The organism is Lacrimispora algidixylanolytica (genome assembly GCF_003609635.1).
GTDB lineage: Bacteria > Bacillota > Clostridia > Lachnospirales > Lachnospiraceae > Lacrimispora > Lacrimispora algidixylanolytica.
Map to the genome: position 1 here is coordinate 62,450 of NZ_MCIA01000023.1, position 26,561 is coordinate 89,010.

The 26,561-nt window shown below is 41.6% G+C and carries 28 protein-coding genes and 2 tRNA genes; 6 read left to right on the top strand and 24 right to left on the bottom strand.

Annotation, left to right across the window (positions count from 1 at the left end):
- Positions 1–10: 10 nt before the first annotated feature.
- From BET01_RS12840 to BET01_RS12870, 7 genes are read right to left on the bottom strand one after another with little or no spacing between them, the layout of a single operon-like run.
- Positions 11–1,063, bottom strand: coding sequence for a type II secretion system F family protein (locus BET01_RS12840; protein ID WP_120197217.1), 1,053 nt, complete (start codon positions 1,061–1,063; stop codon positions 11–13).
- Positions 1,064–1,094: 31 nt separating this feature from the next.
- The gene (locus BET01_RS12845; protein WP_120197385.1) at positions 1,095–2,078 is read right to left on the bottom strand and encodes a transglutaminase-like domain-containing protein; all 984 of its coding nucleotides are present in this window, start codon (positions 2,076–2,078) and stop codon (positions 1,095–1,097) included.
- Positions 2,079–2,097: 19 nt separating this feature from the next.
- Positions 2,098–2,835, bottom strand: coding sequence for a 23S rRNA (guanosine(2251)-2'-O)-methyltransferase RlmB (gene rlmB, locus BET01_RS12850; protein ID WP_120197218.1), 738 nt, complete (start codon positions 2,833–2,835; stop codon positions 2,098–2,100).
- The gene (locus tag BET01_RS12855; protein ID WP_120197219.1) at positions 2,832–3,290 is read right to left on the bottom strand and encodes a Mini-ribonuclease 3; all 459 of its coding nucleotides are present in this window, start codon (positions 3,288–3,290) and stop codon (positions 2,832–2,834) included. The genes rlmB and BET01_RS12855 overlap by 4 nt, the downstream gene beginning before the upstream one ends.
- Entirely contained in the window at positions 3,275–4,678 is a 1,404-nt protein-coding gene (gene cysS, locus BET01_RS12860) for a cysteine--tRNA ligase (RefSeq protein ID WP_120197220.1), read from the bottom strand. Before cysS ends, BET01_RS12855 begins: the two co-directional genes overlap by 16 nt.
- A 27-nt stretch (positions 4,679–4,705) precedes the next feature.
- Positions 4,706–5,251 carry a 2-C-methyl-D-erythritol 2,4-cyclodiphosphate synthase gene (ispF, locus tag BET01_RS12865; protein WP_120197221.1) on the bottom strand — a complete coding sequence of 182 codons (546 nt, stop codon included), beginning with the start codon at positions 5,249–5,251 and terminating at the stop codon, positions 4,706–4,708.
- A gap of 35 nt (positions 5,252–5,286) precedes the next feature.
- The gene (locus BET01_RS12870) at positions 5,287–6,213 is read right to left on the bottom strand and encodes a diacylglycerol/lipid kinase family protein (RefSeq protein ID WP_120197222.1); all 927 of its coding nucleotides are present in this window, start codon (positions 6,211–6,213) and stop codon (positions 5,287–5,289) included.
- Between the two features lie 243 nt (positions 6,214–6,456).
- On the opposite strand from BET01_RS12870, the gene BET01_RS12875 reads away from it, so the two are divergent.
- Positions 6,457–6,900 carry a hypothetical protein gene (locus BET01_RS12875; protein WP_120197223.1) on the top strand — a complete coding sequence of 148 codons (444 nt, stop codon included), beginning with the start codon at positions 6,457–6,459 and terminating at the stop codon, positions 6,898–6,900.
- Positions 6,901–7,025: 125 nt separating this feature from the next.
- On the opposite strand, the gene BET01_RS12880 is transcribed toward BET01_RS12875, so the two are convergent.
- The 3 genes from BET01_RS12880 to BET01_RS12890 all read right to left on the bottom strand — a co-directional run bounded on the left by BET01_RS12880 (position 7,026) and on the right by BET01_RS12890 (position 8,525).
- A tRNA-Met gene (locus tag BET01_RS12880) sits at positions 7,026–7,099 on the bottom strand.
- A 34-nt stretch (positions 7,100–7,133) separates the two neighbouring features.
- Positions 7,134–7,206: transfer RNA gene (locus BET01_RS12885), tRNA-Val, on the bottom strand.
- A gap of 404 nt (positions 7,207–7,610) precedes the next feature.
- Positions 7,611–8,525 (bottom strand): NYN domain-containing protein, encoded by a 915-nt coding sequence (locus BET01_RS12890; RefSeq protein WP_120197224.1) that lies wholly within the window; start codon positions 8,523–8,525, stop codon positions 7,611–7,613.
- 226 nt (positions 8,526–8,751) lie between these two features.
- On the opposite strand from BET01_RS12890, the gene BET01_RS12895 reads away from it, so the two are divergent.
- Genes BET01_RS12895 through BET01_RS12905 form a run of 3 tightly spaced genes read left to right on the top strand, consistent with a single transcriptional unit; the run spans position 8,752 to position 9,841 of the window.
- Complete coding sequence (locus tag BET01_RS12895) at positions 8,752–8,919, top strand: spore coat associated protein CotJA (RefSeq protein ID WP_243117218.1); 168 nt, start codon at positions 8,752–8,754, stop codon at positions 8,917–8,919.
- Positions 8,919–9,215, top strand: a complete 297-nt coding sequence (locus tag BET01_RS12900; protein WP_120197226.1) for a spore coat protein CotJB — start codon at positions 8,919–8,921, stop codon at positions 9,213–9,215. Before BET01_RS12895 ends, BET01_RS12900 begins: the two co-directional genes overlap by 1 nt.
- Positions 9,215–9,841: a manganese catalase family protein gene (locus BET01_RS12905; RefSeq protein ID WP_120197227.1), complete on the top strand. Its 627-nt coding sequence runs from the start codon at positions 9,215–9,217 to the stop codon at positions 9,839–9,841. The genes BET01_RS12900 and BET01_RS12905 overlap by 1 nt, the downstream gene beginning before the upstream one ends.
- Before the next feature lie 179 nt (positions 9,842–10,020).
- Here the strand turns inward: BET01_RS12905 and BET01_RS12910 are convergent, their stop codons facing one another.
- The 3 genes from BET01_RS12910 to BET01_RS12920 are packed head-to-tail and all read right to left on the bottom strand — an operon-like array spanning position 10,021 to position 14,620.
- Positions 10,021–10,329, bottom strand: coding sequence for a DUF3837 family protein (locus BET01_RS12910; protein ID WP_120197228.1), 309 nt, complete (start codon positions 10,327–10,329; stop codon positions 10,021–10,023).
- 14 nt (positions 10,330–10,343) lie between these two features.
- Positions 10,344–13,547 carry a carbamoyl-phosphate synthase large subunit gene (gene carB / locus BET01_RS12915; RefSeq protein ID WP_120197229.1) on the bottom strand — a complete coding sequence of 1,068 codons (3,204 nt, stop codon included), beginning with the start codon at positions 13,545–13,547 and terminating at the stop codon, positions 10,344–10,346.
- The gene (locus BET01_RS12920; RefSeq protein WP_120197230.1) at positions 13,547–14,620 is read right to left on the bottom strand and encodes a carbamoyl phosphate synthase small subunit; all 1,074 of its coding nucleotides are present in this window, start codon (positions 14,618–14,620) and stop codon (positions 13,547–13,549) included. Before BET01_RS12920 ends, carB begins: the two co-directional genes overlap by 1 nt.
- Before the next feature lie 258 nt (positions 14,621–14,878).
- Between BET01_RS12920 and BET01_RS12925 the strand changes: the two genes are divergently transcribed.
- Positions 14,879–15,076, top strand: a complete 198-nt coding sequence (locus BET01_RS12925) for a hypothetical protein (RefSeq protein WP_166428731.1) — start codon at positions 14,879–14,881, stop codon at positions 15,074–15,076.
- A 105-nt stretch (positions 15,077–15,181) separates the two neighbouring features.
- A complete protein-coding gene (locus BET01_RS12930) occupies positions 15,182–16,447 on the top strand; it encodes a peptidoglycan-binding domain-containing protein (RefSeq protein ID WP_120197231.1) in 1,266 nt (421 codons plus the stop codon).
- Positions 16,448–16,545: 98 nt separating this feature from the next.
- Here the strand turns inward: BET01_RS12930 and BET01_RS12935 are convergent, their stop codons facing one another.
- The 11 genes from BET01_RS12935 to BET01_RS12985 form a co-directional block, all read right to left on the bottom strand.
- Positions 16,546–17,445 (bottom strand): DUF368 domain-containing protein, encoded by a 900-nt coding sequence (locus BET01_RS12935; protein ID WP_120197232.1) that lies wholly within the window; start codon positions 17,443–17,445, stop codon positions 16,546–16,548.
- Positions 17,446–17,480: 35 nt separating this feature from the next.
- Positions 17,481–18,125, bottom strand: a complete 645-nt coding sequence (locus tag BET01_RS12940) for an HAD family hydrolase (protein ID WP_120197233.1) — start codon at positions 18,123–18,125, stop codon at positions 17,481–17,483.
- Positions 18,126–18,257: 132 nt separating this feature from the next.
- A complete protein-coding gene (locus tag BET01_RS12945) occupies positions 18,258–19,040 on the bottom strand; it encodes an N-acetylmuramoyl-L-alanine amidase (protein ID WP_120197234.1) in 783 nt (260 codons plus the stop codon).
- A gap of 91 nt (positions 19,041–19,131) precedes the next feature.
- Positions 19,132–19,575: an Lrp/AsnC family transcriptional regulator gene (locus BET01_RS12950; protein ID WP_120197235.1), complete on the bottom strand. Its 444-nt coding sequence runs from the start codon at positions 19,573–19,575 to the stop codon at positions 19,132–19,134.
- A gap of 134 nt (positions 19,576–19,709) precedes the next feature.
- Complete coding sequence (locus BET01_RS12955) at positions 19,710–20,939, bottom strand: LL-diaminopimelate aminotransferase (RefSeq protein ID WP_120197236.1); 1,230 nt, start codon at positions 20,937–20,939, stop codon at positions 19,710–19,712.
- 19 nt (positions 20,940–20,958) lie between these two features.
- Positions 20,959–21,771 (bottom strand): diaminopimelate epimerase, encoded by an 813-nt coding sequence (gene dapF / locus BET01_RS12960; RefSeq protein WP_120197237.1) that lies wholly within the window; start codon positions 21,769–21,771, stop codon positions 20,959–20,961.
- A 17-nt stretch (positions 21,772–21,788) separates the two neighbouring features.
- A complete protein-coding gene (locus BET01_RS12965; RefSeq protein ID WP_120197238.1) occupies positions 21,789–22,337 on the bottom strand; it encodes an ANTAR domain-containing response regulator in 549 nt (182 codons plus the stop codon).
- A 40-nt stretch (positions 22,338–22,377) separates the two neighbouring features.
- Positions 22,378–23,715 carry a type I glutamate--ammonia ligase gene (gene glnA, locus BET01_RS12970; RefSeq protein ID WP_120197239.1) on the bottom strand — a complete coding sequence of 446 codons (1,338 nt, stop codon included), beginning with the start codon at positions 23,713–23,715 and terminating at the stop codon, positions 22,378–22,380.
- 224 nt (positions 23,716–23,939) lie between these two features.
- Positions 23,940–25,808 (bottom strand): heavy metal translocating P-type ATPase, encoded by a 1,869-nt coding sequence (locus tag BET01_RS12975; RefSeq protein ID WP_120197240.1) that lies wholly within the window; start codon positions 25,806–25,808, stop codon positions 23,940–23,942.
- A 16-nt stretch (positions 25,809–25,824) separates the two neighbouring features.
- Entirely contained in the window at positions 25,825–26,049 is a 225-nt protein-coding gene (locus BET01_RS12980) for a cation transporter (RefSeq protein ID WP_120197241.1), read from the bottom strand.
- Between the two features lie 39 nt (positions 26,050–26,088).
- Positions 26,089–26,472, bottom strand: coding sequence for an ArsR/SmtB family transcription factor (locus BET01_RS12985; protein WP_120197242.1), 384 nt, complete (start codon positions 26,470–26,472; stop codon positions 26,089–26,091).
- Positions 26,473–26,561: the final 89 nt, after the last annotated feature.

Genomic DNA, 26,561 nt, shown 5'->3' on the forward strand with positions numbered 1-26,561 from the left:
TTTTTCCCTCCTATCCAATCGCAGATAATACACCCATAAGAGGTAGCATAACAGAAAGAAGGATCAGTCCTACCGATATCGCTAGGACAGCCACCACAGTTGGCTCAAACCGGTTAATTATGTTCTCAATCCCAGTATCTGCTTCTTCTTCATATTTATTTGAAATTTCCTGCATTACACTATCTAAACGGCCACTTTTTGTTCCAACCTTAATCATCTGAACATAAAATCCAGTAAACAAACCAGTGCTCTTTAAGGCCTTATAATAATTGGAACCTGATTCTAGTTCCTCCGAACATAACCTTATTTTTTCTTCTACGGATTGATTCTCCACCAATTGACCAGCAAGCTCCATTCCTTTTTCAAGATCCAGGCCTGTTTTTAAGGTAAGTGCCAAAACAGCAGTAAAACGACGTTTCGCCGTTGCAAGAGCAATCTTGTTTTTATTTTTAAGACGACCAATCAACTGCTCTGCTGCTGGAATCTTATTTCCACTCTTTCCAAGAATCCATATAACGAATATAGCCACTCCCAAAAGACCTCCTAAAACAAGAGCAGATCCACTGAAAATACCGCCTAGTCTGGCGGCAGCAATAGAAGCCGGCGGCATCTCTGCCCCCAGCTGCTGGTATACACGTTCAAATATAGGCATTACCTTCGTAAATAAAACCAGCAGAACAACCAAAAGCATAGTGATCATGATGATAGGGTATGTAAGTGCATGTCTTATGTTTTTATAAAGCACATCTTCCTTATCATAATACTCCGCCAGAGATTCCATAATTTGATCCAAATTACCGGTTTCTTCCCCCAGCTTGACCATACGTATTACATAGATAGGATAGACATCTGCCCGTTCTAGCACTTTTGAAAATGGAATTCCAAGCTCTGCTTCCTCTGCCATTGAAAGCAATATCTTTTTCTCTTCTCCCCATACCGCATCCTCCGCCATAACAGACAATCCCTCGTCAAGAGGGATTGCAGCATGAAGAAGAAGTGATATTTGAAGGCAGAAAGCGGAAATTTCTCTAGAAGAATAAATTTTTTTCGCACTCTTTGCCATATACCGTTTCTCCTTTTCTTATATGGTTTTATTAGTAAGTGTATTTTCCTTTATAATTGGTACTTTTGGTTATATATTCTTTTATAGACGGATCGTTGCCGCCAGATGATGCAAACGTAGGGTCCATGAGCTTCCAGTCGTACCCATCAAAATAAATGACATTGTCAACCCAGCCCTGCCCTTCAATATAGACATTGACCCAGGCATGATATAGACTTCCTGTATAACCAACCACTAACTTGGTAGGAATCCCCTGAGAACGTAACATAGAAGTCATAACGGCTGCATAATCAAAACAGATTCCTTTTTTCTTAGCTAAAACCTGGTCAACATCGGGCAAATATCCAGATTGAACTGAATTAGCCAACGCAGTATCATAGGTAAAGTTTTTAACCACGTAATTATAGACGTTGGTCACCACACCCAGAGAATCTGGTGCAGACGCAGCAAGTTCTGCCCCCTTTGCGACCACCGCACTGCCAGAAGAAAAATTCACATACTGGTTTGGGTAGAGAAAAGGTTCAAACTCGTTGGTCAGGTTGACTTGCAATTGATTACTGGATTTTATGGCATACTGAGTTCCCTGGACCTGTTCCAGCACTCTGACTGTATAAGTTCCATTTCCTTCTGTTAAAGGAAATACCTCATAGGCTGATCTGGCATTCAAGTCGTAGGTATAAGTCTCTCCACCACTTTTTATTACCTGAACCTTTATTTTTTGTGAATCACCGCTATACTGAACCATGACATAGCCACTGCCCGTATTGGAGGCATCCACAAGCACTGAATTGCTGTTAAAAGTAACGGTTCCAGAAGCCTTTGGTACTTTTACGCTACCTCCTGCTGGTTTTGATGCCAGCGGAACAGCTTCTTCCTTAATGCTTACTACCGTCTTCCATTCAATGCTTTCATTTGTATTTTCAGATGCAGAGATTGATCCCTCTGGGCCCCAACCAGCGATGTAGAACATACAGGCTGCAAAAGCCGCTGCAAATAGAGTCACACCTTTTTTCATCATTATCATTCCCCCAATGCTATCCCAGACGTTGTCTCACGATTTCATAGGCAAGAACCCCAGCCGCAACCGAGGCATTTAAAGAATCAATATTTCCCTTCATGGGAATAGAAGCAACCATATCACATTTTTCTTTTAAAAGCCTGCTTACGCCGCTTCCTTCACCGCCAATAACAAGTCCGATTGGACCCTTTAAGTTTGTACGATACATGACCTCGCCTTCCATATCGGCACAGACAAACCACATACCTTTTCCCTTTAACTCTTCCATGGTAGCTGTTAAATTTGTAACTTTAGCCACTGGTGTATAGTTAAGCGCACCAGCAGAAGTCTTTGCAACCGTTGCTGTCAGGCCAACTGCACGACGTTTTGGAATTATGACACCATGAGCTCCAGCTAAATTAGCAGTACGGATAATAGCTCCCAGATTATGAGGATCTTCAATACCATCTAGTAAAAATAAAAATGGAGCCTCTCCCTTTTCCTCTGCTGCTTTTAACATATCTGCCACTTCTCCGTACTCATAAGCTGCTGCATGAGCAATTACACCCTGATGATGTCCTGCTTCTGACATCTGGTCTAAGCGCTCCCGCTCTACATAATTAATAATGGTATCTACCTTTTTTGCTTCTCTAATAATGGACTGTATTGGTCCGTCCTGAACTGCTTTTTGCACATACAACTTATCAATTGTTTTTCCGGCGCGAAACGCTTCCAATACTGCGTTTCTTCCCTCTATGGTAAATTCCTCTATCATTCTAATTCTCCTATTCGTTCTAGTCCTTTGCTTACTACGGCTATGAGCCGTTCTAACTCTCCATTTAAATAAAGATAACCGCAGAGTGCTTCAAATCCAGTGGCAGTCCTATAATCTGCCATGGTGGCATGCTTAGCCGTAGTCACTGATTTGGCATTACGCCCTCTCTTATATACGGCAATCTCTTCCGGTGTTAAATCTTCCTCTTCCAAAAGTCGTCTGATGATATCTGCTTGGGTTCCAGCATTGACTAACTTGGCGCTCTTTTTATGCATATTATTAACCTGAGTGCTTCCATGATTCATTACCTTTGTTCGGATAATGACCTCATAAACTGCATCACCCATATAGGCGAGAGCCAGAGGAGAATAACTTTTTATATCTACTACTTTTAAATGCAATGATTCTTTAAAAAGATCAGAAAATCCAGTTAAGGTTATTATATTCTCTTCCATTTTACACCTTCCCTGGTGTCCTCCAGAACAATTCCCTGATCCAGTAATTTTCCCCGGATCTCATCTGCAAGGGCAAAGTTCTTGTCTTTTCTGGCCTGCTGTCTTCCTTCTATCATAGCTTCGATCTCTTGTGCAAGAATTTCTTCTCTTTTTTCTGTTATGATACCGAGAACACCGCAGAACTTATCAATGGTTTCCTTTAAAAATGATACATATTCTTTTGAGCTGTTCCCATCTGTAGTAGAATTACTCAATTTCACCAACTCAAATATAGCAGAAATGGCATCCGCTGTATTAAAATCATCATCCATGGCAGCTTCATATTTGGCGGCTAGTTCCATGGCAAACTTTTTATCTTCTTGTTCGGAAAGAGCCACTGTCTTTGCTCCTGCCTCAAGATCTTTCAGCTTATCTACCGCTGTCAAAATACGATCCAGGCCGTTTTTGGAGGATTCCATTAACTCTTCGCTGAAATTAAGAGGACTTCTGTAATGAGAACTGAGCATAAAGAAACGAAGCACCTGCAAATCATACTTTTCACTGATGTCTCTCACCGTAAAGAAGTTTCCAACCGATTTTGACATCTTCTTATTGTCAATATTCAAAAAGGCATTGTGCATCCAGTATCTTGCAAACTCTTTCCCATTAGCCGCCTCACTCTGAGCAATCTCATTTTCATGATGAGGGAATATAAGATCCTCTCCACCAGCATGAATATCAATCTGGTCTCCCAGATATTTCTTAGACATTACAGAGCATTCAATATGCCAGCCAGGTCTTCCCTCACTCCATGGAGATTCCCAGAAAGGTTCCCCCTCTTTTTTCGGTTTCCAAAGAACGAAGTCAGAAGATTCTTCCTTCTCGCTCTCTCCAGTCACCTTAATCTCACGATATCCGGACTGCAAATCTTCCAGATTCTTATGTGAAAGCTTTCCGTAACCATCAAACGACTTGGTGCGGAAATAGACCGTACCGTCAGTTGCCTGGTACGCATGGCCTGATGCGATTAAGTCCTTTATCATATCAAGCATACCGCAAATTTCCTCAGTCGCAAGAGGATTTTTGGTAGCAGGCTTTACATTCATGGCTTCCATATCCTTTTTGCACTCTTCAATATAACGCTTGGATATGGTATCTGCATCTACGCCTTCTTCAATGGCTTTTTTGATGATCTTATCATCTACATCGGTAAAGTTGGATACAAAATTAACCTCATAACCTTTATATTCAAAATATCTTCGCACTGTGTCAAATACAATCATAGGTCTTGCGTTGCCAATGTGAATATAATTATATACCGTGGGACCACATACATACATCTTGACCTTTAATGGCTCTAATGGCACAAATTCTTCTTTTTGTCTGGATAATGTATTAAAAACCTTCATAATTTTCTCCTTTCTGTTAATTGGTCTCTATCTCCCGCAACAGCCTCCTGAACAGCCTTCGCAACCTGAAGACATGATCTTGTCATCAAAACAATAATCTTCCACAGAGGTAAGAAGGGTGATGGCCTGAGCAGAGATACCCTCTCCATTTCCGGTAAAACCTAGCCCCTCTTCCGTAGTCGCTTTTACATTTACCTTGCCCACTGGCAGATTCAGTGCATCTGCAATATTCTCCACCATCTTGGGACGATAGGACAAAAGCTTTGGTTTCTGAGCAATGATGGTAGCATCAATATTCTCAATGATATAGCCACCTTCCTCCAAAAGCTTTCCTGCCTGCTTTAATAACTCAATACTGGATACATCTTTATAGGTTGGATCCTGATCCGGAAAATGCTCTCCGATATCTCCCATTGCCGCAGCGCCAAAAAGCGCGTCGATGACAGCATGAACCAGCACATCTGCATCAGAATGACCTAACAATCCTTTTTCATATGGAATCGTTACACCTCCAATGATAAGATCTCTTCCCTCTACTAATTTATGAACATCATATCCCTGTCCAATTCTCATAATTATTCCTTTCTTCTATATATATACATTCACAGTTAAACAATCACCCGCAATTTTTTACTAATACATCGAATCTGTACATCCTTTTGACAAAAACAACTTTCTCCGTCTGTATGAACTGCCATGGGATGCTCCATGTGAATGGCAATTTCCTCGCAAGTATAAAAACGAATCCCAGTATTGGGTATCTTCATGCCTAACAAGGAACAAGCCAGTACCGGAACAAGCTTACGTTTCTTTCTATTATTCATGATACAGACCGTAAGCTTCCCATCTTCAAAACTTGCACCAGGTGCAAACTTGAACCCGCCGCCTTCGTATGGATGAATGTGGGCGGATATAAAATACACGTGATTAAATTCCACCTTCTGAACACCGTTTATTAAAATATGACCCTTTGACGGCTTCGCCAGAGCAAGCTGCTTGATTCCGATTAAAAGATAAGCCAGCCTTCCTATATGAAGCCTATGAAACAGTCCCTTTGATTTTGAAAACAATATATTATGACAAACAGCCGCATCCATGCCGATTCCTGCGCTTACAATGAACCGTCGATGTGCTACTTCTCCGTCCCCATAGGTAATAACCCCGTAATCCATGAGTTTAAAGTATTTCGGATGTAATATCCTCTCCAAACAACGGACCGGGTTCCTTGGAAGTTTTAAGCTTCTTGCCAGATCATTACCGGATCCAGCCGGAATATACCCTAAAGTAATCGAACCACAAAAGCAAAGTCCGTCTAGGATCTCGTTCACTGTTCCATCTCCGCCTACGGCAACAATCACATTGGATTCTTTACATCCATTTGTTAATTTGCCGGCATAGATTCTCGCATCTCCCGGCTTCTCTGTAAAATAAACTTCATACTCCACTCCAGATTCCTTTATGGTTTCCTCAAGCTTATTCCAGGTGTTTTGTCCACGTCCGCAGCGTGAGTTGGGGTTTACAATAAAATAGTACATGGGATCCCTCCACTTTTTGCTATTTGATAGTATATCATAAAACAGGAGAAATGAATATAAAAAAAAGGGAAAAGCTCGGCGGAACTTGACAGAATATAAAGAAATATTAACTTTATTATTTTCATTTTTATATTATCAAGTTTATATTGCGCTTCTTCTTGACTTTTTATATAATAATTATATATATGTCTGTCAGGTTTATCACCTGTGGCAATTTAATAAAATAAAATGGGGGTATTTCACATGAGAAAAGTTTATCTGTTTCTCGCCGCTGCGATAATGACCGCAGCATTCAGCATTACTGCATATGCAGGGGATTGGAAAAAGAATGATCAGGGATGGTGGTATCAGAATGACGATGGTACCTATCCTGCAAACAAGCTGACAAAAGTTGGTGAAAATTGGTATTATTTCAACGAAGTCGGTTATGCTCAGGGCGGCTTCGTCGAACTTCCAAACGGCTGGTTTGAACTTGCCGACAACGGAATCTGCAAAAACCCAATCGACCCAACCACTAAGGAACCAGCAGGTGCCCCTTATGGAGGCTGGATTCAATATGTTGATTGGTTTGGAAACAAAGAAGAACTTGGCGCCGTATATCATAATAACTTTTACTGGATCAAGTTTTATAATGTAACAAAAACTGACACATACAGTGCTTCCCAGGTAATTGAAACGCAAAACTAAACACACGAAGTACTTTGGCCCGTGTCTCTGATACCGGCCAATTTGCCTCCCGAAAAATCCATTTACAAAACAAAAAACACATTGAACCCGACTTTAACATCAGACTTCCAATGTGTTTCCTTTAGTAGCGGAAGGGAGATTTGAACTCTCGACACCACGGGTATGAACCGTGTGCTCTAGCCAACTGAGCTATTCCGCCATATGAATTTGTTTGATAGACGCTTGTCTATCAGTGGGACCTACAGGGCTCGAACCTGTGACCCTCTGCTTGTAAGGCAGATGCTCTCCCAGCTGAGCTAAGATCCCAGTGCTTATCAGGAATTTTCTGCTCTCGCTCCCGACTGCTACATTAGTATAATATGAATTGTATTAATTGTCAACACTTTTTTGTCAATTTTTTTCTTTTTTCTTTTTTCTTCCAAAACCCTGATTTCTACGTGGTTTTACGCCTTATTTTGCACCCAATAAAAGACAAATTATTTCTTTATAATAGGATTTGTATCTACTTTCCTCTCATCAGATAAAGCTAAAATCATGTTCCAGATTAAACTTCAGATCCAATCAAGGTAACAAACAGTCAATGATACAAAACTTCATCTGCTGGTTATGCCTTGCCGAATTAACTAAGGCATATTAACTGGTTCTTTAAACCAGAAGTAGAAAGGCCGCCCTGGAAATATTCCCGGACGGCCTTTCTATCTTATACAATACTATTTCAAAAAAACCGCTTTACTATTATTCTTATTCTCACGCACTTCCAAAGTGGAAATACTGTGGACAAATTTTGAAAAAGTGGAATAGCCATAATCCTTTACCTTAAAGTCTGCAAATTTCCGATGCATTCCATTGCCCAAAGCCGCCAGCTCCATTCCGTTTTTACCAGCGCCTTTCACAAGTTTGACAGCGTAATCATCAAGCTCCTGCCGTTTGGTGCGGTTATCCTTAATTCGGACTGTTACTACGTTATTGGATTTTCTCAGTTCAAAGTTATCCATCTCTTCCAAAAATTTAGAGAGGGAGCTGTATCCATAATTTCTCACGTCAAAATCAGAATACTTCTTCACAAGTCGATTGCCAATCTCTCCTAGCCCTGTCGCCTTATTTTTATCATCATTCTCTAATATAATAGAAGCAATGTCTTGTTCAATAACTTCTTTTCCGATAGCTCCGCCTCCGGTACCTTCTTCATCCTGGTCAAGAAGGACTTCCAGATTCGTAAAAACCGTACAGGCTGCACGGAAGGATTTGGGTGTTTTTTCTTCGCCCATGCCAATGACTTCTTTTCCAGATTCCCGAAGTCTACTTGCCAAGCGGGTGAAATCACTATCACTAGAGACGATGCAAAATCCATCCACATGATCTGTATAAAGCAGATCCATGGCATCAATAATAAGTGCAGAATCAGTAGCATTCTTTCCAACGGTATTGGAAAACTGTTGGATTGGAGTTATGGAATTTTCCAAAAGCTCCATCTTCCATTTACCCATCTGGGCGCTTGTCCAATCTCCGTAGATCCTTTTGTAGGTAATAACACCATAACGTGTCATCTCATCCAGAATACATGTAATATACTTCGCTGAAATATTATCTGAATCAATTAAAACTGCAAATTTTTTGTCACTCAAAACCCTATTCTCCCGTCTTTAATTGTTTTCCCTTATCCTGTCTTTTTTCTCTCGTCCACTTTTATTATATTTCATTTTTCCATTTATTACAATAACATGACAGTGGTTAATATGGGAGAATTTTAGTCACGTAATATCTTTTTTTATGTTCATAATAAAAAAGAAGTATTGAGTCAGCTTTGAAAGGAGCGTTATGATGAACAAAATTTCTTCTAGTGATAATGAAATGCCAAAAAGAGATCCTGCAACACCAACGGAATTTGTTCCCCTTGCAATTGCCACCGTACCCATGCAACCTTGGGAACAACCATATGACCCCGCATCTGCGTTAAAGAATGGAACGATTTTCCCATGTCTTAACCTTCCTTTTTACGTTACGGGAGGTGATTTGTAATGGCAGATCGATGTAATCTTCTTCAACAGATTAATGAAATTAGTTTTACGGTCAATGATTTAAATTTATATTTGGACACTCATCCTTTGGATGAAAATGCGCTTGATGCGTTTAAGCAGGCTATGGAACAAAGAAAGCAGCTCTTACAAACTTATGCCGAAAACTTTGAACCACTAACCATGAACTGTATATGTCCTGATACAAACAACAAAAGCCAGACAAAGACAAAATATCCAGGTCAGAGACATTTTACCTGGTCGGATGGCCCTTTGCCATGGGAAGGAGGAACGTTATAATGTGGACCTATGAAAAAAGATTACAGTTTCCTGTAAACATCAAAGAAACCTGTCCAAAAACTGCGTCTCTTATTATTAGCCAATTTGGTGGACCAGATGGTGAGTTAGCTGCTTCTATGCGGTATCTTTCCCAAAGATACACCATGCCATGCAAAGAAGTTGGTGGGCTATTAACCGATATTGGTACAGAAGAGCTAGGACATCTGGAAATGATATGTTCTATTATCTATCAGCTCACCAAAAATCTTTCTGTAGAGCAAGCAAAAACAGCCGGATTTGACGCTTATTATGTGGACCACACTTCAGGACTTTGGCCTACTGCTGCTGCAGGAGTACCTTTTAATGCCTGTGAATTTCAATCAAAAGGTGATGCCATCACTGATTTGATTGAAGATTTAGCCGCCGAGCAAAAAGCCAGAACCACCTACGACAACTTGATTCGTATTATCCCGGATCCTTCCGTAAGAGAACCGCTTAAATTCTTACGGGCAAGAGAAGTTGTTCATTTCCAAAGATTTGGGGAAGCTCTGGAAAAAATCAAATCTGATCTGGATGCAAAGAATTTCTACTACTTCAACCCTGAATTTGATAAACAGTTTGTAAAAAAGCCAGCCGATCAAGGATAAAGAGTCTGGCGCTGACGCGCTGTCACTTTAGTGACATCTTCCTCTTAAGCGCCATGTGCATCCTGCAGGTCGTGCTTTTTATTTTATAGGAGGGTTCGTAGAACTCCCCTATAAAATAAAAAAAGAAAGTCCGTTGATGCATACACTGCATCTTTCGGACTTTCTTCTATATTAATGTGTTATTTCTGTTCTTCGTAACTGTATTTAAGAAGCTCATATATCTCATCGGTAACAGGATCATCTTTATAATAATCATCTAAAAGTGTTATGATCTTTGCAGCAAACTCCGACGGGACAGGAAGATTCTTCACCGCTCCATGAAAATCCTCTTTCATTTGACTTACCATTTCCCTTTTTCCCGGAATAGAAAGACCATATATCTTATAGAGCATTCCCATAGCCGCACATGCCTCATTTGGTGAGGTCAGCGGTGCGTTTTCAAATCTAGTTTTAATTTCTACCGCCTGTTTGTTGATATAAAATATCATAAAATCACAATCCTTTATATATTTTTTACCTGTGCAATATCAATGAGGGTCAATTCTTTTGCTCTGTTTTCCATACTGGTTACTAAGGCTGCTGCCGTATCCAAGGAAGTGAGAACGGTTACACCGGTTTCAATGGCATTTCTACGGATAACAAACCCATCCTTGCTTCTATCAGCACCTTGAGGAGGTGTATCAATGACAAGATCAATTTCATGACCTAGGATCAGATCCATGAGATTTGGAGATTCCTGTTCCAGCTTGCGGACCATAAGTGCTTTTACTCCGTTATCATTTAATACCTTAGCAGTACCAGATGTGGAGAAAATCTTATATCCCTGAGCCTGAAATCTTCTTGCGATTTCAATGACCTCTTCTTTGTCAGAATCCTTAACCGTAATAATCATATTTTTATGTTTTGGAAGCTTGATGCCTGCTCCTGCGAACGCCTTATACAAAGCCTCATTAAAAGTCTTTGCAATTCCAAGACACTCACCTGTGGATTTCATCTCTGGTCCAAGGCTGATGTCAGCGCCACGAATCTTCTCAAAGGAGAATACCGGCATCTTAACTGCAATGTAATCCGCTTCCGGCTGAAGTCCTGGTTCATAACCAAGCCCTTTAATGGTATGGCCACAGATTACCTGCGTCGCTAAGGATACGATAGGGATACCTGTAACCTTGCTGATGTATGGCACGGTACGGGAAGAACGAGGATTTACTTCAATTACATAAACATCACTTCCGCAAACGATAAACTGAATGTTGATCATTCCTTTTACATGAAGAGCTCTTGCCAGCCTTCTGGTGTATTCCACCAGTTTTTCCTTCACCTCTTCGTCAATGCTTTGAGATGGGTACACGGAAATACTGTCTCCAGAATGGACACCTGCACGCTCAATGTGCTCCATAATTCCAGGAATTAGAATGTCTTGTCCATCACAGACTGCATCTACTTCAATCTCTTTTCCCATAATATACTTATCCACCAGGATAGGGTGCTCCTGTGCAATTAAGTTAATGATTGCAATATATTCTTCTACATCTTCATCTGATATGGCAATCTGCATTCCCTGACCGCCCAGTACGTAGGACGGCCTTACAAGGACAGGATAGCCCAGCTTATTTGCCGCAACTTTCGCTTCTTCTGCTGTATATACTGTGTGCCCTGCTGGTCGTGGAATCTCACATTCTTCTAGGATCTTGTCAAACAGTTCTCTATCTTCTGCTGCATCTACATCTTCTGCTGCCGTTCCAAGAATGGGAACTCCCATCTTCATTAACGCTTCTGTCAGCTTAATGGCAGTCTGTCCTCCAAACTGTACCACTGCTCCATCAGGCTTTTCTACATTAACAATACCTTCTACATCTTCCGGTGTCAGTGGCTCAAAATAAAGCTTATCTGCAATATCAAAATCAGTACTTACAGTTTCCGGGTTGTTGTTTACGATAATTGTTTCGTACCCTTCCTTGCTAAAACTCCAGGTGCTGTGAACAGAGCAGTAATCAAACTCAATTCCCTGACCGATACGGATCGGACCGGAACCAAGAACAAGAACCTTTTTCTTTCCGGACGTTTGAATGGCTTCATTCTCGCTTCCAAAGCAGGAGTAATAATAAGGAGTTTCAGCAGCAAACTCTGCCGCACAAGTATCTACCATTTTAAATGCTGGTATAATACCGTTATCGTTTCTTTTTTGATGGATCTCATCAACGGAAACGCCTGTCAGTGTGGAAATCACTGTATCAGGGAATTCCAACCTTTTTGCCTCTTTTAACAATTCTGTGGTAAGTGGACCTTTCTTAAGAGCCACTTCCATCTCCACAAGGATTGCCAGTTTATCAATAAACCAGAAATCGATTTTTGTAATCTCATGAATCTTCTCATAGGAGAATTCTCTTCTGAGTGCTTCTGCTATGACCCAGATTCTTCGGTCATCTACCAGATGAAGTGTTTCTGTCAGCTCTTCGTTGGAAAGCCCGGTAAAGTCATAAGACATCAGACTGTCTACGTGCTGTTCCAAGGAACGAATGGCTTTCATTAAACCGCCTTCGAAATTGGTACAGATACTCATAACCTCACCAGTTGCTTTCATCTGGGTTCCAAGGGTTCTTTTGGCACCTAAGAATTTATCAAAAGGAAGTCTTGGCATCTTAACGACGCAGTAATCAAGCATTGGCTCAAAGCTTGCATAAGTTTTCTTAGTCACCGCATTCTTGATTTCGTCTAAGGTATAACCTAAGGCGATCTTAGCTGCCACCTTGGCGATGGGATAACCAGTCGCCTTAGATGCCAAGGCTGATGAACGGCTTACACGAGGATTCACCTCGATTACGCAGTATTCAAAGCTTTCTGGGTGAAGGGCATACTGAACATTACATCCGCCTGTGATTCCAAGCTCACTGATGATATTTAACGCTGAAGTACGAAGCATCTGGTATTCCTTATCCCCTAGCGTCTGGGAAGGAGCCACAACGATGCTATCGCCGGTATGAACGCCTACAGGATCAATGTTTTCCATATTACATACGGTAATCACGTTTCCAGCGCCATCACGCATTACTTCATATTCGATCTCTTTCCAGCCAGCGATGCAGCGTTCAACAAGAACCTGTCCCACACGACTTAAGCGAAGTCCGTTTTCCAAAATCTCACGGCACTGTGCCGGATTTTCAGCGATACCACCGCCGGAACCTCCCATGGTATAGGCTGGTCTAAGTACGATAGGATATCCAATCTCTTTCGCAACTCTTAAACCATCTTCTACATTCTCAACTATATCAGAAGGAGCAACCGGCTCACCGATTTTTTCCATGGTGTCTTTAAACATCTCACGGTCTTCCGCCTTTTTAATGGTAAGAGCGGTCGTTCCAATGAGCCGCACGTTATGCTTTTCTAAGAATCCACTGTCATCTAATTCCATGGCCAGGTTTAAGCCTGCCTGTCCACCAAGAGTTGGTAGTACACTGTCTGGTTTCTCTTTTAAGATAAGTTGCTCTACCACTTCAACCGTAAGAGGTTCAATGTATACCTTATCCGCAATATCTTTGTCTGTCATAATGGTAGCAGGGTTTGAGTTTAATAAAACTACTTCCACGCCTTCCTCTCGTAAGGAACGGCAGGCCTGTGTTCCAGCGTAATCAAATTCTGCAGCCTGACCAATGATGATCGGACCAGATCCGAGAACGAGCACTTTTTTAATATCCTGAATTTTCGGCATTATTTCCCCTCCTCCATCATCTTTATGAAACGATCAAATAAGTAACTGGAATCCTGAGGTCCAGGACAAGCTTCCGGGTGATACTGAACTGTAAATATGTTTTTGTTGGTGTATTTCAATCCTTCATTGGTTCCGTCGTTGACATTAACGAAGGCGGGAACTGCTACGGAAGGATCCATGGTATCCACATCTACCACATATCCATGGTTCTGGGAAGAAATATAAACACGTCCTGTTTCCAGATCCTTTACCGGGTGGTTTCCACCTCTGTGTCCGTACTTTAACTTATGAGTATCCGCTCCTGTTGCAAGGGCCATAAGCTGATGTCCCAGGCAGATGGCAAAGATTGGTACGTTTGAATCATAAAGCTTTTTTATTTCAGCAATGATCTCTGTACACTCCTTTGGATCACCAGGACCGTTCGATAACATGATTCCGTCTGGATTTGCAGCAAGTATGTCTTCTGCTTTTGTAAGAGCAGGATACACAGTTACTTCACAGCCTCTCTCATTTAATGAACGGGCAATGTTCTTTTTGGCACCTAAATCTAAAAGTGCAACTTTCTTCCCACTACCAGGAAGAACATGGCTTTCCTTACAAGTGGTTGCCTTAACTACACCTGTAACTCCATATTTTTTCATACGTGAAATGACGTCATCGAGATTAAAACCTTCATCGGTTGTAATCATGCCGTTCATCGTACCTTTTTCTCTTAAGATTTTTGTTAGGGCTCTTGTATCGATACCACTGATACCTGGAATGTTATTTTCTTCTAAGAAATGCTGAATGGTACCCTCGCTTCTAAAGTTGCTGGGCATTCTAGATAATTCTCTGACAATGTAGCCATCCGGCCACGGTTTTAATGATTCCATATCTTCCTGACATATCCCGTAATTACCGATCAACGGATAAGTCATGACCACTGCCTGCCCCGCATAGGAAGGGTCTGTGAGAACTTCCAAATAACCTGTCATGGAAGTATTAAATACAATCTCACTAATAACTTCCCTTGTAGAACCAATGCTTGTTCCCGTAAACACAGTACCGTCTTCCAGTATTAAAAAAGCTTTCATACGCAAAGTCCCAATCCTTTCTTAATTGTATGGTTTTGAGCTGTCTAATATCAGCCCAAATTGAATAGATTATACATTATCCTGTGACATTTTTCAACTGTTTTTTCGTATTTCTTTTATTAAATTTTATACATATTATTTGAATATTTAGTATCATACGATGAAAACGGTGCATAATTATGCGTTTCCATCCTTTGAATCATATTTCACAGTATACTTTAGAGTCAATTCGGGGAAAATAGAATGGAGGTGATGAATATGATAGACAACAGTGATCTGCCCATTGGATTTACCATGGAATTAGCTCAGCACTCAGAAATACTAAACCGTTTTGCAGGACTTCCTGAAACTCAGAGAAACTCCATTATTGACGGCGCAAGAAGCATAGAAAGCCGAAATGAAATGCGCAATTATGTGGAATCTATATTCCATGAACCAAAAACATCATTTTTCTAAAAAGTCCCCCGCAGAATGGATTTCTCCCAATCTGCGGGGACTTTTGTAATGATTCCATTTCTATTGTAATATATTTATAATAATTATTTATATAAGGGGCATTCCATGATTCCATACCAAACATATAGTACGCAGGAGAACAATTCAACTGGTCTTCTTCAGATTAATGTGGTCTCTGCGGAAACCAATTTTCCCATACCCGATGCAGAAATTTCCATTTCCTATACAGGAGATCCTGAAAGCTCATTGGAGCAGGTCGTAACCGATTCTTCCGGTCAGACAGAGGAAGTCAGCCTAGCAGCTCCTCCTGTGGAATTAAGCCGTTCTCCCAGCCTGATCCAGCCCTACTCTGAATACACGCTTTTGATCCGGGCACCAGGATTTGAACCTGTTGCTATCTCAGGTACGCAAATACTTGCAGATACCATCGCTCTTCAACCGGTTCGAATGACTCCCATCGAAGATGAAGTATCTCCAGATGTACCCATCGTTATTCCGGATCATACTCTATATGGGAGTTATCCTCCTAAAATAGCGGAATCAGAAGTAAAGCCTGTTGCAGAAACCGGCGAAATCGTACTTAGCAGGGTGGTGGTACCCCAAACCATTATTGTACATGACGGAGTTCCTACCGATCCGACCGCCCCCAACTATTATGTGCCTTATGGGGAATACATTAAAAATGTGGCTTCCAGTGAAATCTATGCCACATGGCCAAGAGAAACCATTATTGCCAATGTTTTAGCGATTATGAGCTTTACATTAAACCGGGTCTATACAGAATGGTACCGAAACCAGGGATATGATTTTACCATCACCTCTTCTACTGCCTTTGACCACAAATGGATTCGGGAACGCAACATATATGAAAGTATATCTGAGGTTGTAGATGAGATCTTTAATAGTTACCTATCCAGACCTGGAATCAGACAGCCAATTCTCACCCAGTACTGCGACGGGCAACGCGTTCGGTGTCCAAATTGGATGACACAATGGGGTAGCAATACCCTTGGCGAACAGGGCTATACTGCGATCCAGATTTTAAGAAATTTTTATGGAAGCGATATGTACATTAACACGGCGGAACAAGTTTCCGGAGTTCCATCTTCCTTCCCTGGCTATAATCTCACCATTGGAGCCAGCGGAGATAAGGTACAGCAGGTTCAGGAACAGCTAGATGTTATCGCAGGTGTTTATACTGCGATTCCTAGAATCACGGCTGATGGCGTTTTTGGTGAGCAAACGGCGGAGGCCGTCCGTCAGTTTCAAAAGATTTTCAAACTACCCGTAACCGGAGTCATTGATTTTGCTACCTGGTACCGAATCTCTCATATTTATGTTGGAATCACAAGGATTGCCGAATATTCATAGATTTCTTTGTTCTTGCAACAAAAAGGAAAGCTCTCTCTCATACATTTAAACCATCACCAAATGTATAAGAGAGAGCTTTCTTTTTGTTTATAATATAGTTAACCTTCTCCACCTAAAAGATCTGCAGCTACATATCCAAGTAGAGCAAGGGATATCCCACCCATAAGCGCATAAAGTTCCACACTCTTCCAATTGACATCCCACAAGATAACAAATGGGGAGGAAAATACAAGACCAATGATAATCCGGTACATCTGGCATTCATGTTTGGTTAGGAGCCGCTCAACCACTTTTGCAAAGAGAAATATCCCAAAAGCCATACCTATAAAATAAGGGACCAAGACCATGACATTAAGAAACAAACTCGAAAAATTCATTGTGGTTAATGCCCGAATACAGGCATTGTTGGTCTGAAGAATGGGTTCATAAAATCCCAGCATCATCATAATCATGGAACCGCTGACTCCTGGAACAATCATCGTAGCCGCCGCCAGCAAACCTACAAAAAACAAGGTAATCACCCAAAGTCTTCCTGAGGTAAGATAATCGACTCCTGTTAAAACCTCCACCCCTGTGTCTCTTCCTGATGCAATCACAGTCTCAGCTATGAACGTGATTAAAATAACGACTCCGCAGGTAATTGCGGCCGTCAAAATACCCTTATTCCGGTCTGGATGTTCCTTATTAAAGGACTTTTGAAACAGAGTAGGAAGCCCCCCACCAATCAAACCTAAAAATGAAAGCTTTGTCTGTAAGGGATATGTATGAAACAGATATTCAAAGGCAAGAGAAAGGAACACAATACCTGCTACAGCTCCGATTCCATAGGGAAACAGAGTTCGTATGCTTTTTATTGGCTCTTTAAAAAGCTGTGTCACTGCATGGATAATCGTATCGTATACTCCCATGGTGATAGCAAGCATTCCTCCGCTAATCCCTGGAAGTATGTTTGCTACGCCTATGATAACACCCTTTAATAGCTCATTGATATACTTCAAGTAATTCCTCCCAAACTTCTATGGTATATCATATCCTATGCCTTTTTCACCGCTTCTAATACATCTTTTACCTGTGCAAGTCTGTAATCTGCCAGACTCTGATCAAAGCCGTACCGTTCATCTATTATGGCCGCAATTTTCATACCTGCCCTGTGGGCCGCCGTAATTCCAATGGTGGAATCCTCAACCGCCATACATTCCTCTGGCTTAACACCAAGGCATCTTGCTGTATGTAGATAGATTTCAGGATCTGGTTTACTCTTTTTAAATTGATTGCCGCTGACAACCGTTTCAAAATAACTCCGTATGCCATTTACCTCTAAAACATGCTCCACCAGTTCCAAGTGAGTTGAGGAGGCAAGCGCCAGTCGGTAGCCCTCTTTTTTAAGAAATGCAAGAACCTCAGTCGCTTCTTTCCGGTATAGCTCCCGGTAATCGATCTCCTCATATGTATGTCTTTTTCGAAACTCCTCCCGTAGCTCTTCCCAGGTTTGTCCATTGTCTACTGCCCGTTCGACTACTTCCCAGGAATCCTTTTTCGTCGCACCCACCATGGGATAAAGCTGCTCCATTTTTACAGCAGGATTCTTTGTCCTTGCGAAATCAAGCTGGTATTTTAAATAGATGCCTTCGCTGTCAATTAAAACCCCATCCATATCAAATATAACTGCCTTAATCATGTTGTCTCTCCTTGTCTTTCTTCCTGATTCAGACATTACGGGAAGAGAGACGGTTTGTCAAGCTGAAATACAAAAAAAGCCGCAGGGGCGGGGCCTTTCTCATAAAGCCTTCGTCCCGGCGACCCATAAGTGTCAATATACAGCCGGCCTTTTAACCATAAATGTATTATATCCGTACCGCCTGAGGGCCTGCTCCATACGTACTGCATTGTCAATATTGCGGAACGCACCTACCCGAACCTTGTAGAGTCCATCTTCCATCACTACAAAAGCTGGAAATGCCTGCGCTTTCAAATCATTGACCTGATCTTCCGCAAGAGAACGGACCCGATACGCTCCGGTTTGAACCTGATAATATTCCACTTGAGATTCTGATTTCTCTTGAATGGTCTTTAAAATGCTTTCTGCAATTGACTGCGCTATCTCATCAAACTTCTGATCAAACAAGTAATTATCTGCCTCATTGTCTATGAACCCAGCTTCTATCATAACCGCCGGAATATTTGTCCTTCTAAGAACTACCAACCCCGGGCGTTCAATGACTCCTATTTCACTAAATCCGGTCTTACTTAAGGCTTCCATAATGTTTTTTGCCAGCATAGCCTGTGTGCCCTGATTTTCAAATACAAGGACTTCCACCCCGGAACCGGATCCAGGAACAGGCATCGCATTGCGGTGTAAGGAAACAAAGAAATCAGCTTCTGCATCATTTCCCATCATGGTTTTTTCAAGAGGTGTATTATAGGTATCGTCAGTTCTTGTAAATCTAACATCAAGTCCGTTGTTTGCAAGAACTTTACCTACTGCCAGCGCAAGCTTTAAATTATCATCCTTTTCTTGCCGTCCGTTATAGGTCGCACCTGGATCTGCACCGCCGTGGCCGGCATCTATCACTACGATCTGTCTCTCAGCCAAAAGAAAAACTCCTTTCACATATCTCTATTGTATAACTTATGTGAGAGAAGCATCTCAAGTACCACTTTTTAATTATTTTTATTCTTTTTTCTTACAGTTGTGCCATCACATCCACGCCTCTTGGCCCTACTGGAGTTGAGAAAACAATCTGAGTACTGGTTTTTCCATATTTTTGAAGCTGTCCGATAAAAACATCAAGTTCCATGGTGCTTTCAAATGCGACTTTAATCAGCATGGAAAAATCTCCTGTCACACAATTGCATTCCAATACATTTGGTATCGACTCCATAGAGGAATAAAACTGAAGCTTATCCACTGGAGATACATCCAGATTTACAAATGCAGTGATGTGGTAGCCAAGCTTCATAGGGTCTACGCTTGCATGGTATCCGGTTATAATTTTTTCCCGTTCCAGCTTCTCAATTCTGGAAGAAACCGCAGGTGAGGATAAAAAAGTATTTTCTGCTATATTCTTTAAGGATGCTCTGGCATTCCTTTGCAGGGTCTGCACTATTTTCTTATCAATATCGTCCATATCTTCCTCCTTGAAATAAAAAAAGCGCCAGTACTACCTAAGTACTGAACGCTTTTGTTCTTATATTTTTAGCCGTTATCTTATATATCTTCTATTATTTTAATAATATCTAATTATCAAATACTTGTCAATATTTATTTTCTTAAGGAAGGCATTTTTTTAAGTCTTTCCATGGCTTCCTTTGTGTTTTCATAAGTTCCAAAAGCAGTGAGTCGGAAATATCCTTCTCCACTTGGTCCAAATCCGCTTCCAGGGGTTCCAACTACGCTGGCTTCTTCCAAAAGCAGATCAAAAAATTCCCAGGAGGTCATTCCCTTTGGTACCTTAAGCCAGATGTAAGGAGCATTGACGCCTCCATAAACCTCACAGCCAATTTCCTTTAAGCCATCGTAAATAACCTTGGCATTTCTCATGTAATAGGCTACCTGCTCTTTTAGCTGCGCTTTACCAGCTTCTGAGTAAACTGCCTCACCTGCTTTTTGAATGATATAAGGAGCACCGTTAAATTTGGTTCCATGGCGTCTTGCCCACAATGCGTGTAGGGCAACTCCTCCTCGAACCAATTCTTTTGGCACTACGGTAAATCCAAGACGAACACCGGTAAATCCAGCATTCTTTGAGAAAGAACGGAATTCAATGGCACAAGTTTTTGCCCCTTCAATCTCATAAATAGAGTGAGGGATGTTATCCTCTGCGATATAAGCTTCATAAGCAGCATCATAAAGAATTACTGCACCTGTCTCATTGGCATAATCTACCCAAACCTTTAACTGATCTCTGGTTAAAGTGGTGCCAGTTGGATTGTTTGGAACACATAAGTAGATAAGATCTGCTGCCTCTGTTGGCAGCTCAGGTACAAACCCATTTTCTGCCGTACAAGGCATGTAAACCACCTTGCTCCATTTCCCAGTCACTTCATCGTAGGTTCCAGTTCTACCGGCCATAACGTTGGAATCTACGTATACAGGATACACAGGATCACAGACTGCAATGATACTGCTCTCGTCAAATATTTCCTGGATATTGCCGCAGTCGCTTTTTGCGCCGTCAGAAACAAAAATCTCATCGGCTTCAATCTGGCATCCTCTCGAACTATAATCTTCTCTTGCAATGGTCTCTCTTAAAAAGCCGTACCCTAGATCTGGTGCATAGCCGTGAAATGTTTCTGCTGCTCCCATTTCATCCACTGCCCCGTGAAGCGCTTCTACAATCGCAGATGACAAAGGCATTGTCACATCGCCAATACCAAGGCGTATTACCTTCTTATCAGGATTTTCAATCATATATGCATTCACTTTTTTTGCAATTGTGGAAAACAAATAGCTTCCCGGAAACTTTAAATAATTTTCATTTACCTTAACCATGGGTTCCTCCTGCTTTATCTTATAGATTCGTTATGTCAAATTCCCCTTCAAATACTTCCACGGCAGGACCGGTCATAAATACATGACCGCTCTTTTCTCTGTCCCAGAAGATGGTCAGATTGCCACCCTTTAATTCTACTTCTACCGTATTTTCAGTCCGTCCACTAAGCACGGAGGCCACTGCACTGGCAGTTGCTCCCGTACCACAGGCCCAGGTCTCTCCACTTCCTCTTTCCCATACCCTCATTCGGATATAGTCTCGGCTCTTTACTTCAATATACTCTGAATTCGTCCGTTCTGGAAAGCGTTCATGGAATTCAAAAGCAGGACCAATGGATTCCAGATCCAGTTCATCGATGTGATCCATAAAGTAAACGGCATGAGGATTACCTACGGATATTCCGATAAATTCATAATCCTTACCATCAATGACAATGGCTTCTGGCAGAGTGCTGGTCACCTCAGGTATTCCCATGTCAACGGTGATCTTAACTGCTTTGTTATTTTCCTCAGTAATCTTTATATGCTTAATTCCTGCATCTGTCTCAACATCAAATTCAGCTTTATCCACCAACTTATGATCAAACACATATTTTCCCACACAGCGTATCCCATTGCCACACATGGCGCTTTCTGATCCATCTGCATTGAACATGCGCATGCGGCAGTCAGCGACCTTGGAGGGACAAATAAGAATCAAACCATCAGATCCAATACCAAAATGGCGGTCGCTGACTAATTTAGAAAGCTCTACCGGATCAGGAACCGTTTCCTCAAAGCAATTGATGTATACATAATCGTTACCTATTCCCTGCATTTTTGTAAATTTCATAACTGTTTCCTCAATTCTTATTGATTAATCAAACTCATGATCATTTGAGCGGTCTCCACCATGTTGGTACCGCTGTCCATACTGCACTTTTGGATGTATCGGTGTGCTTCTGTTTCCGACATGTGGTTTCGCTCCATTAAAAGCTCCTTTGCCTGTTGAATCATTTCTGCTTCTTCCCGGCTCCGCTCTTTGGGCTGGTTTTTTAATTTCTTACGCCTTCTTGCAAGGGTTTCAAGCATCATCCCCAGGGTGCTCACAAGATCTTGAACCTTTAAGGGAAGTCCAAGGCAAACCATATCATCTGGCACTCTTCCAGACCACTGGCTTGGAGAGGCCACCAAAAGCATCTGCATTCCAGGAGGAAGGCATTCGTAAATTTCCTGATAAACCATGTCTGCAAATCTGCATCCGCAGACCACAACTCCGCTTCCAAGTTCATCTGCACTGTTGACCGTTTGTGAACCAGAGGTGCAAACTGCGGAAACTGTAAAGCCGTTTTTCATAAGAATATTCTTTATATTTTTCGCATCCTCCGCCTTGGAAAATGCCACAATCACATTGGTCAAGCACTCTCACCTCCAGATAGCTGTATCAGGGATACAAAAGTTAATACTTATACAGGTATTCTTCTACTTCCCAGTCAGTTACATGGGCACGGAACATGCGCCACTCAGCTTCCTTTGCTTCCAGATATTTGGTAAAAATATGCTCTCCTAATACTTCTTTCACAAATTCATCCTTGCGGAATGCCTCAATCGCTTCCCCAAGAGTCTCTGGGAGCTGTTTGATTCCTCTGCTTATAATCTCCTCTTCAGGCATGCCAAAGACATTGCTGTCAACGCTCTCTGGTGGAGTCATTCCCTTTTCAATGCCATCAAGTCCTGCCGCAAGACAGGCTGCCAGTGCAAGATATGGGTTTACCGCAGAATCTGGACTGCGAAGCTCGATTCGAGTACTGGATCCTCTGGAAGAAGGAATGCGAATGAGCTGGCTTCGGTTTGCTTTTGCAGACCACGCAATATAAACAGGTGCATCATATCCTGGAACCAGACGTTTATAAGAGTTAACAAGTGGATTGGTTAAAATTGTCATGCTCTCCATATGATAGAGAATTCCTGCGATGAATTCATAAGCCGTCTTACTTAATCCCTGCTCATCTTGCGCATCCTCAAATACATTATTTCCTTTTAAATCTGAGAGAGACATATTGATGTGCATACCAGAACCATTGACTCCTGCTTTTGGCTTTGGCATAAATGTGGCATGAAGTCCATGACGCTTTGCGATAGACTTTACAGCCAATCGAAACGTCATAATGTTATCTGCTGTCACAATGCCTTCTGCATATTGAAAATCAATCTCATGCTGTCCCGGAGAAATCTCATGATGAGAGGCCTCAATCATAAAGCCCATTTCTTCCAAAGATATCACCATGTCACGGCGAACATTCTCTGCCTGGTCAATGGGAGCTACATCAAAATAACTTGCTATTTCATGCGTATGGGTGGTTGGTCGCCCCTCTTCATCTGTATGGAAAAGAAAGAATTCACATTCTGGGCCAGCTTGAAACACAAATCCCATATCATGAGCCTTTTTAAGTACCTTTTTTAATACAAATCTGGGATCTCCTTCAAAAGGAGCCTTATCCGGGCAGTGTACATCGCATATCAGTCTTGCCACTTTCCCTTGCTGAGGACGCCATGGAAATATCTCAAAGGTATCCAGATCCGGATGGAGATACATATCAGACTCTTCGCTTCGAATAAAGCCCTCGATAGAAGAACCATCAAACATGCAGCGGTTGTCTAAGGCCTTAGGAAGCATGTTCTTAGTAATTGCCACATTCTTCATCATACCGAAAATATCCGTAAACTGAAGACGGATAAATTCTACATCCTCTTCCTCCACAATACGGAATATATCTTCCTTGCTATATTTGCTCATAATACATCTCCCTTTCTTATTTCCAGAATAAAGAGTCCTTTTTCTAGGGACTCTCTGTCACATTACGTTCCTTAAAAAAGCATATTTGCTTTAAAAACAACAAAACATCCTATAGGAAGTATCTCCAAAAAAGGGTGAGCAAACACAGCCTTTTAATGGACCGTCTTTGCACCACCCTTATATGTGTAAAATATAACAGCTAACAAAAATTTTGTCAATGTTTTTTAATCTTTAAGTTTATATTTTAAAGCGCGGACCGCATTTAAAATAGCGAGTACCGATACGCCTACGTCGCCAAATACGGCTGCCCACATGGAGGCAAATCCCAGGGCTGTCAATATGAGGATAATGACCTTTACACCAATGGCAAAAACAATATTTTGCTTCACAATTTTCATTGTTTTTCTTGCAATCAGTATGATGTCAGTAAGCTTTGAAGGTTCATCGGTCATGATGACGATATCTGCAGCTTCCACTGCAGCGTCGGAACCAATTCCGCCCATGGCGATTCCTACATCTGCCCGAGCCAGAACAGGAGCATCGTTGATGCCATCTCCTACGAAAGCCAGCATGGTTCCTTCCGCTTTATTCTTAAGGAGTTCCTCAACTTTCCCTACTTTATCTCCCGGTAATAACCCGCCATAGACTTCATCAAGTCCCAGGGCCTTACCTACCGCCTGGCCAACCTCTGGTTTATCACCAGTAAGCATTACCAGTTTTTTAACGCCAGCCGCTTTTAGTCCCTTTATGGCCATAGGTACATCTTCCCTGACTGTATCGGATATGGTGATGGAACCAAGATAGGTGGTTTCTTCTGCTACATACAGGGTGGTACCCATAACGGCCTGATTCTCAGGAACCGATATTTGTAGTTGCTCCATGAGTCTCATGTTGCCAACGGAAATCTCACGTGTTTCTCCATCTAACAAAAGTTCGGATCGAATGCCGTAACCTGGAGTTTCTTCCACAGTTCCAATCATCGCTTTATCCAGAGGCTCTCCATAAGCCTCCTTTACGGATATGGCAATGGGGTGATTGGAGTGGAATTCTCCATAAGCAGCCAGTTTAAGAAGTTCCTCTTTTGATCCCTGAACCGGGTCTATATCAGTAACCTTGAATTTCCCTGTGGTAAGTGTACCAGTTTTATCAAATACTACAGTACCCAAAGAAGCCATGGATTCCAAGTAGTTGCTTCCTTTTAAGAGGATTCCCTGACTTGATGCAGCGCCAAGACCTCCAAAAAAGCTTAAAGGAACGGAGATAACCAGGGCGCATGGACAGGAAACCACGAGAAAGCTTAAGGCACGGTAAATCCAGGTATTCCAGCTTCCACCAAATAAAAGAGGAGGAATCACAGCAAGAAGCAGGGCCAAAACCACAACCACAGGAGTATAAACTCTTGCAAATCGGGTGATAAATGTCTCCGCTTTTGCTTTTCTAGAACTTGCATTTTCCACTAATTCTAAGATCTTTGCTACCGTAGAATCATCAAACAGCTTTGTCACCTGAATCTCCAGAACGCTGTTTAAGTTAATGGAACCACTAATGATGTCATCACCCTCTTTTACCTCAGCAGGCATGGATTCTCCAGTAAGGGCCTTTGTATCAAGTTCACCTGCTCCTTTTATAAGGACTCCATCAAGAGGTACTTTTTCTCCTGGCTTAACAACGATGATATCTCCTTCTTCTACCTCATAAGGATCTACTTTTTCTTCTTTTCCATCTCTTATCAGATTTGCATATTCCGGGTTGATATCCATGAGTTCTGTAATGGATTTTCTAGATTTATTAACTGCGTAATCGTTAAAAAGTTCACCGATCTGGTAAAACAGCATAACGCCAACTGCTTCTTCCATGGCACCAATGGCAATTGCACCAAAGGTCGCAATGGACATAAGAAAATTCTCGTCAAAAAGCTGACCATTTCTCATGCTACGGATCGCTCTGATTGGAACGTCATAACCTGCCGCAAGATAGGAGATGATAAACGGAATCAGATACCAGGAAGTCTTTCCTTCCAACACCATTCCAATTGCAAAAAATACAGCGCTTGTAATAAGCCTGATCACCATCTTTTTTTGTTTCTTTGTCATAGCAGCTCCTTTTGCCTTACCGCAGTATCTTAAATTCTGCTTCAGGCTCAATCTTGTTTGCAAGTTTTCTGGCTGCTTCCATAATCGTTTCGGATTTATCTTCTTCAATTTCCATGGTTAATCTCTGAGTCATAAAGCTTAAAGAAGCACTCTCCACTCCAGATAACTTCTTAACCCCCTCTTCTATCTTGGCTGCACAGTTGGCACAGCATAAACCTTCTAATTTAACAATTCGTTTCATATTATTACACTCTCCTCCATGATTTATTTAAAATAATTATTATTCGCTGATATGCTCCATTCCCTGAGCCAATATGGTCTCAATGTGGCTATCTGACAGAGAATAAAAAACCGTCTTTCCGTCTCTACGAAACTTCACCAAACGCATCTGCTTTAACACTCTAAGCTGATGAGAAATGGCTGACTGGCTCATCTGTAAAAGATTGGCGAGATCGCAAACGCACATCTCAGATTGGCTGAGTACATAAAGGATTTTTATTCTGGTGGCATCACCAAATACTTTATAAAAATCAGCCAGGTCAAGCAACTCCTGTTCCTTAGGCATTGCATTTAATACTTGGTTCACAACACTTTCATGGACGCAGATAAAATCGCATTGGTCGAAATCACTCTCGGGCTTATTATTTTTAAGATCCGGTTCCATAATGTACCTCCTTTATTACTATTATTATATGAATAACTGTTCATATGTTTATATTATCATACTTGAGTTTTTTGTCAAGGCAATTTTAC

What these genes read in the sequence shown, in the direction of transcription:
- BET01_RS12895 (WP_243117218.1), top strand. Translation starts at nt 8,752, where the DNA reads ATGCCAAAAAGAGATCCTGCAACACCAACGGAATTTGTTCCCCTTGCA.
- ispF (WP_120197221.1), bottom strand. Translation starts at nt 5,251, where the DNA reads ATGAGAATTGGACAGGGATATGATGTTCATAAATTAGTAGAGGGAAGA.
- BET01_RS12955 (WP_120197236.1), bottom strand. Translation starts at nt 20,939, where the DNA reads ATGGTTAAGGTAAATGAAAATTATTTAAAGTTTCCGGGAAGCTATTTG.
- BET01_RS12845 (WP_120197385.1), bottom strand. Translation starts at nt 2,078, where the DNA reads ATGAAAAAAGGTGTGACTCTATTTGCAGCGGCTTTTGCAGCCTGTATG.
- BET01_RS12930 (WP_120197231.1), top strand. Translation starts at nt 15,182, where the DNA reads ATGATTCCATACCAAACATATAGTACGCAGGAGAACAATTCAACTGGT.
- BET01_RS12875 (WP_120197223.1), top strand. Translation starts at nt 6,457, where the DNA reads ATGAGAAAAGTTTATCTGTTTCTCGCCGCTGCGATAATGACCGCAGCA.
- BET01_RS12920 (WP_120197230.1), bottom strand. Translation starts at nt 14,620, where the DNA reads ATGAAAGCTTTTTTAATACTGGAAGACGGTACTGTGTTTACGGGAACA.
- BET01_RS12840 (WP_120197217.1), bottom strand. Translation starts at nt 1,063, where the DNA reads ATGGCAAAGAGTGCGAAAAAAATTTATTCTTCTAGAGAAATTTCCGCT.
- BET01_RS12855 (WP_120197219.1), bottom strand. Translation starts at nt 3,290, where the DNA reads ATGGAAGAGAATATAATAACCTTAACTGGATTTTCTGATCTTTTTAAA.
- BET01_RS12905 (WP_120197227.1), top strand. Translation starts at nt 9,215, where the DNA reads ATGTGGACCTATGAAAAAAGATTACAGTTTCCTGTAAACATCAAAGAA.
- dapF (WP_120197237.1), bottom strand. Translation starts at nt 21,771, where the DNA reads ATGAAATTTACAAAAATGCAGGGAATAGGTAACGATTATGTATACATC.
- BET01_RS12870 (WP_120197222.1), bottom strand. Translation starts at nt 6,213, where the DNA reads ATGTACTATTTTATTGTAAACCCCAACTCACGCTGCGGACGTGGACAA.
- BET01_RS12975 (WP_120197240.1), bottom strand. Translation starts at nt 25,808, where the DNA reads ATGACAAAGAAACAAAAAAAGATGGTGATCAGGCTTATTACAAGCGCT.
- BET01_RS12900 (WP_120197226.1), top strand. Translation starts at nt 8,919, where the DNA reads ATGGCAGATCGATGTAATCTTCTTCAACAGATTAATGAAATTAGTTTT.
- carB (WP_120197229.1), bottom strand. Translation starts at nt 13,547, where the DNA reads ATGCCGAAAATTCAGGATATTAAAAAAGTGCTCGTTCTCGGATCTGGT.
- BET01_RS12950 (WP_120197235.1), bottom strand. Translation starts at nt 19,575, where the DNA reads ATGGACGATATTGATAAGAAAATAGTGCAGACCCTGCAAAGGAATGCC.
- BET01_RS12940 (WP_120197233.1), bottom strand. Translation starts at nt 18,125, where the DNA reads ATGATTAAGGCAGTTATATTTGATATGGATGGGGTTTTAATTGACAGC.
- BET01_RS12925 (WP_166428731.1), top strand. Translation starts at nt 14,879, where the DNA reads ATGATAGACAACAGTGATCTGCCCATTGGATTTACCATGGAATTAGCT.
- glnA (WP_120197239.1), bottom strand. Translation starts at nt 23,715, where the DNA reads ATGAGCAAATATAGCAAGGAAGATATATTCCGTATTGTGGAGGAAGAG.
- BET01_RS12910 (WP_120197228.1), bottom strand. Translation starts at nt 10,329, where the DNA reads ATGATATTTTATATCAACAAACAGGCGGTAGAAATTAAAACTAGATTT.
- BET01_RS12985 (WP_120197242.1), bottom strand. Translation starts at nt 26,472, where the DNA reads ATGGAACCGGATCTTAAAAATAATAAGCCCGAGAGTGATTTCGACCAA.
- cysS (WP_120197220.1), bottom strand. Translation starts at nt 4,678, where the DNA reads ATGAAGGTTTTTAATACATTATCCAGACAAAAAGAAGAATTTGTGCCA.
- rlmB (WP_120197218.1), bottom strand. Translation starts at nt 2,835, where the DNA reads ATGATAGAGGAATTTACCATAGAGGGAAGAAACGCAGTATTGGAAGCG.
- BET01_RS12980 (WP_120197241.1), bottom strand. Translation starts at nt 26,049, where the DNA reads ATGAAACGAATTGTTAAATTAGAAGGTTTATGCTGTGCCAACTGTGCA.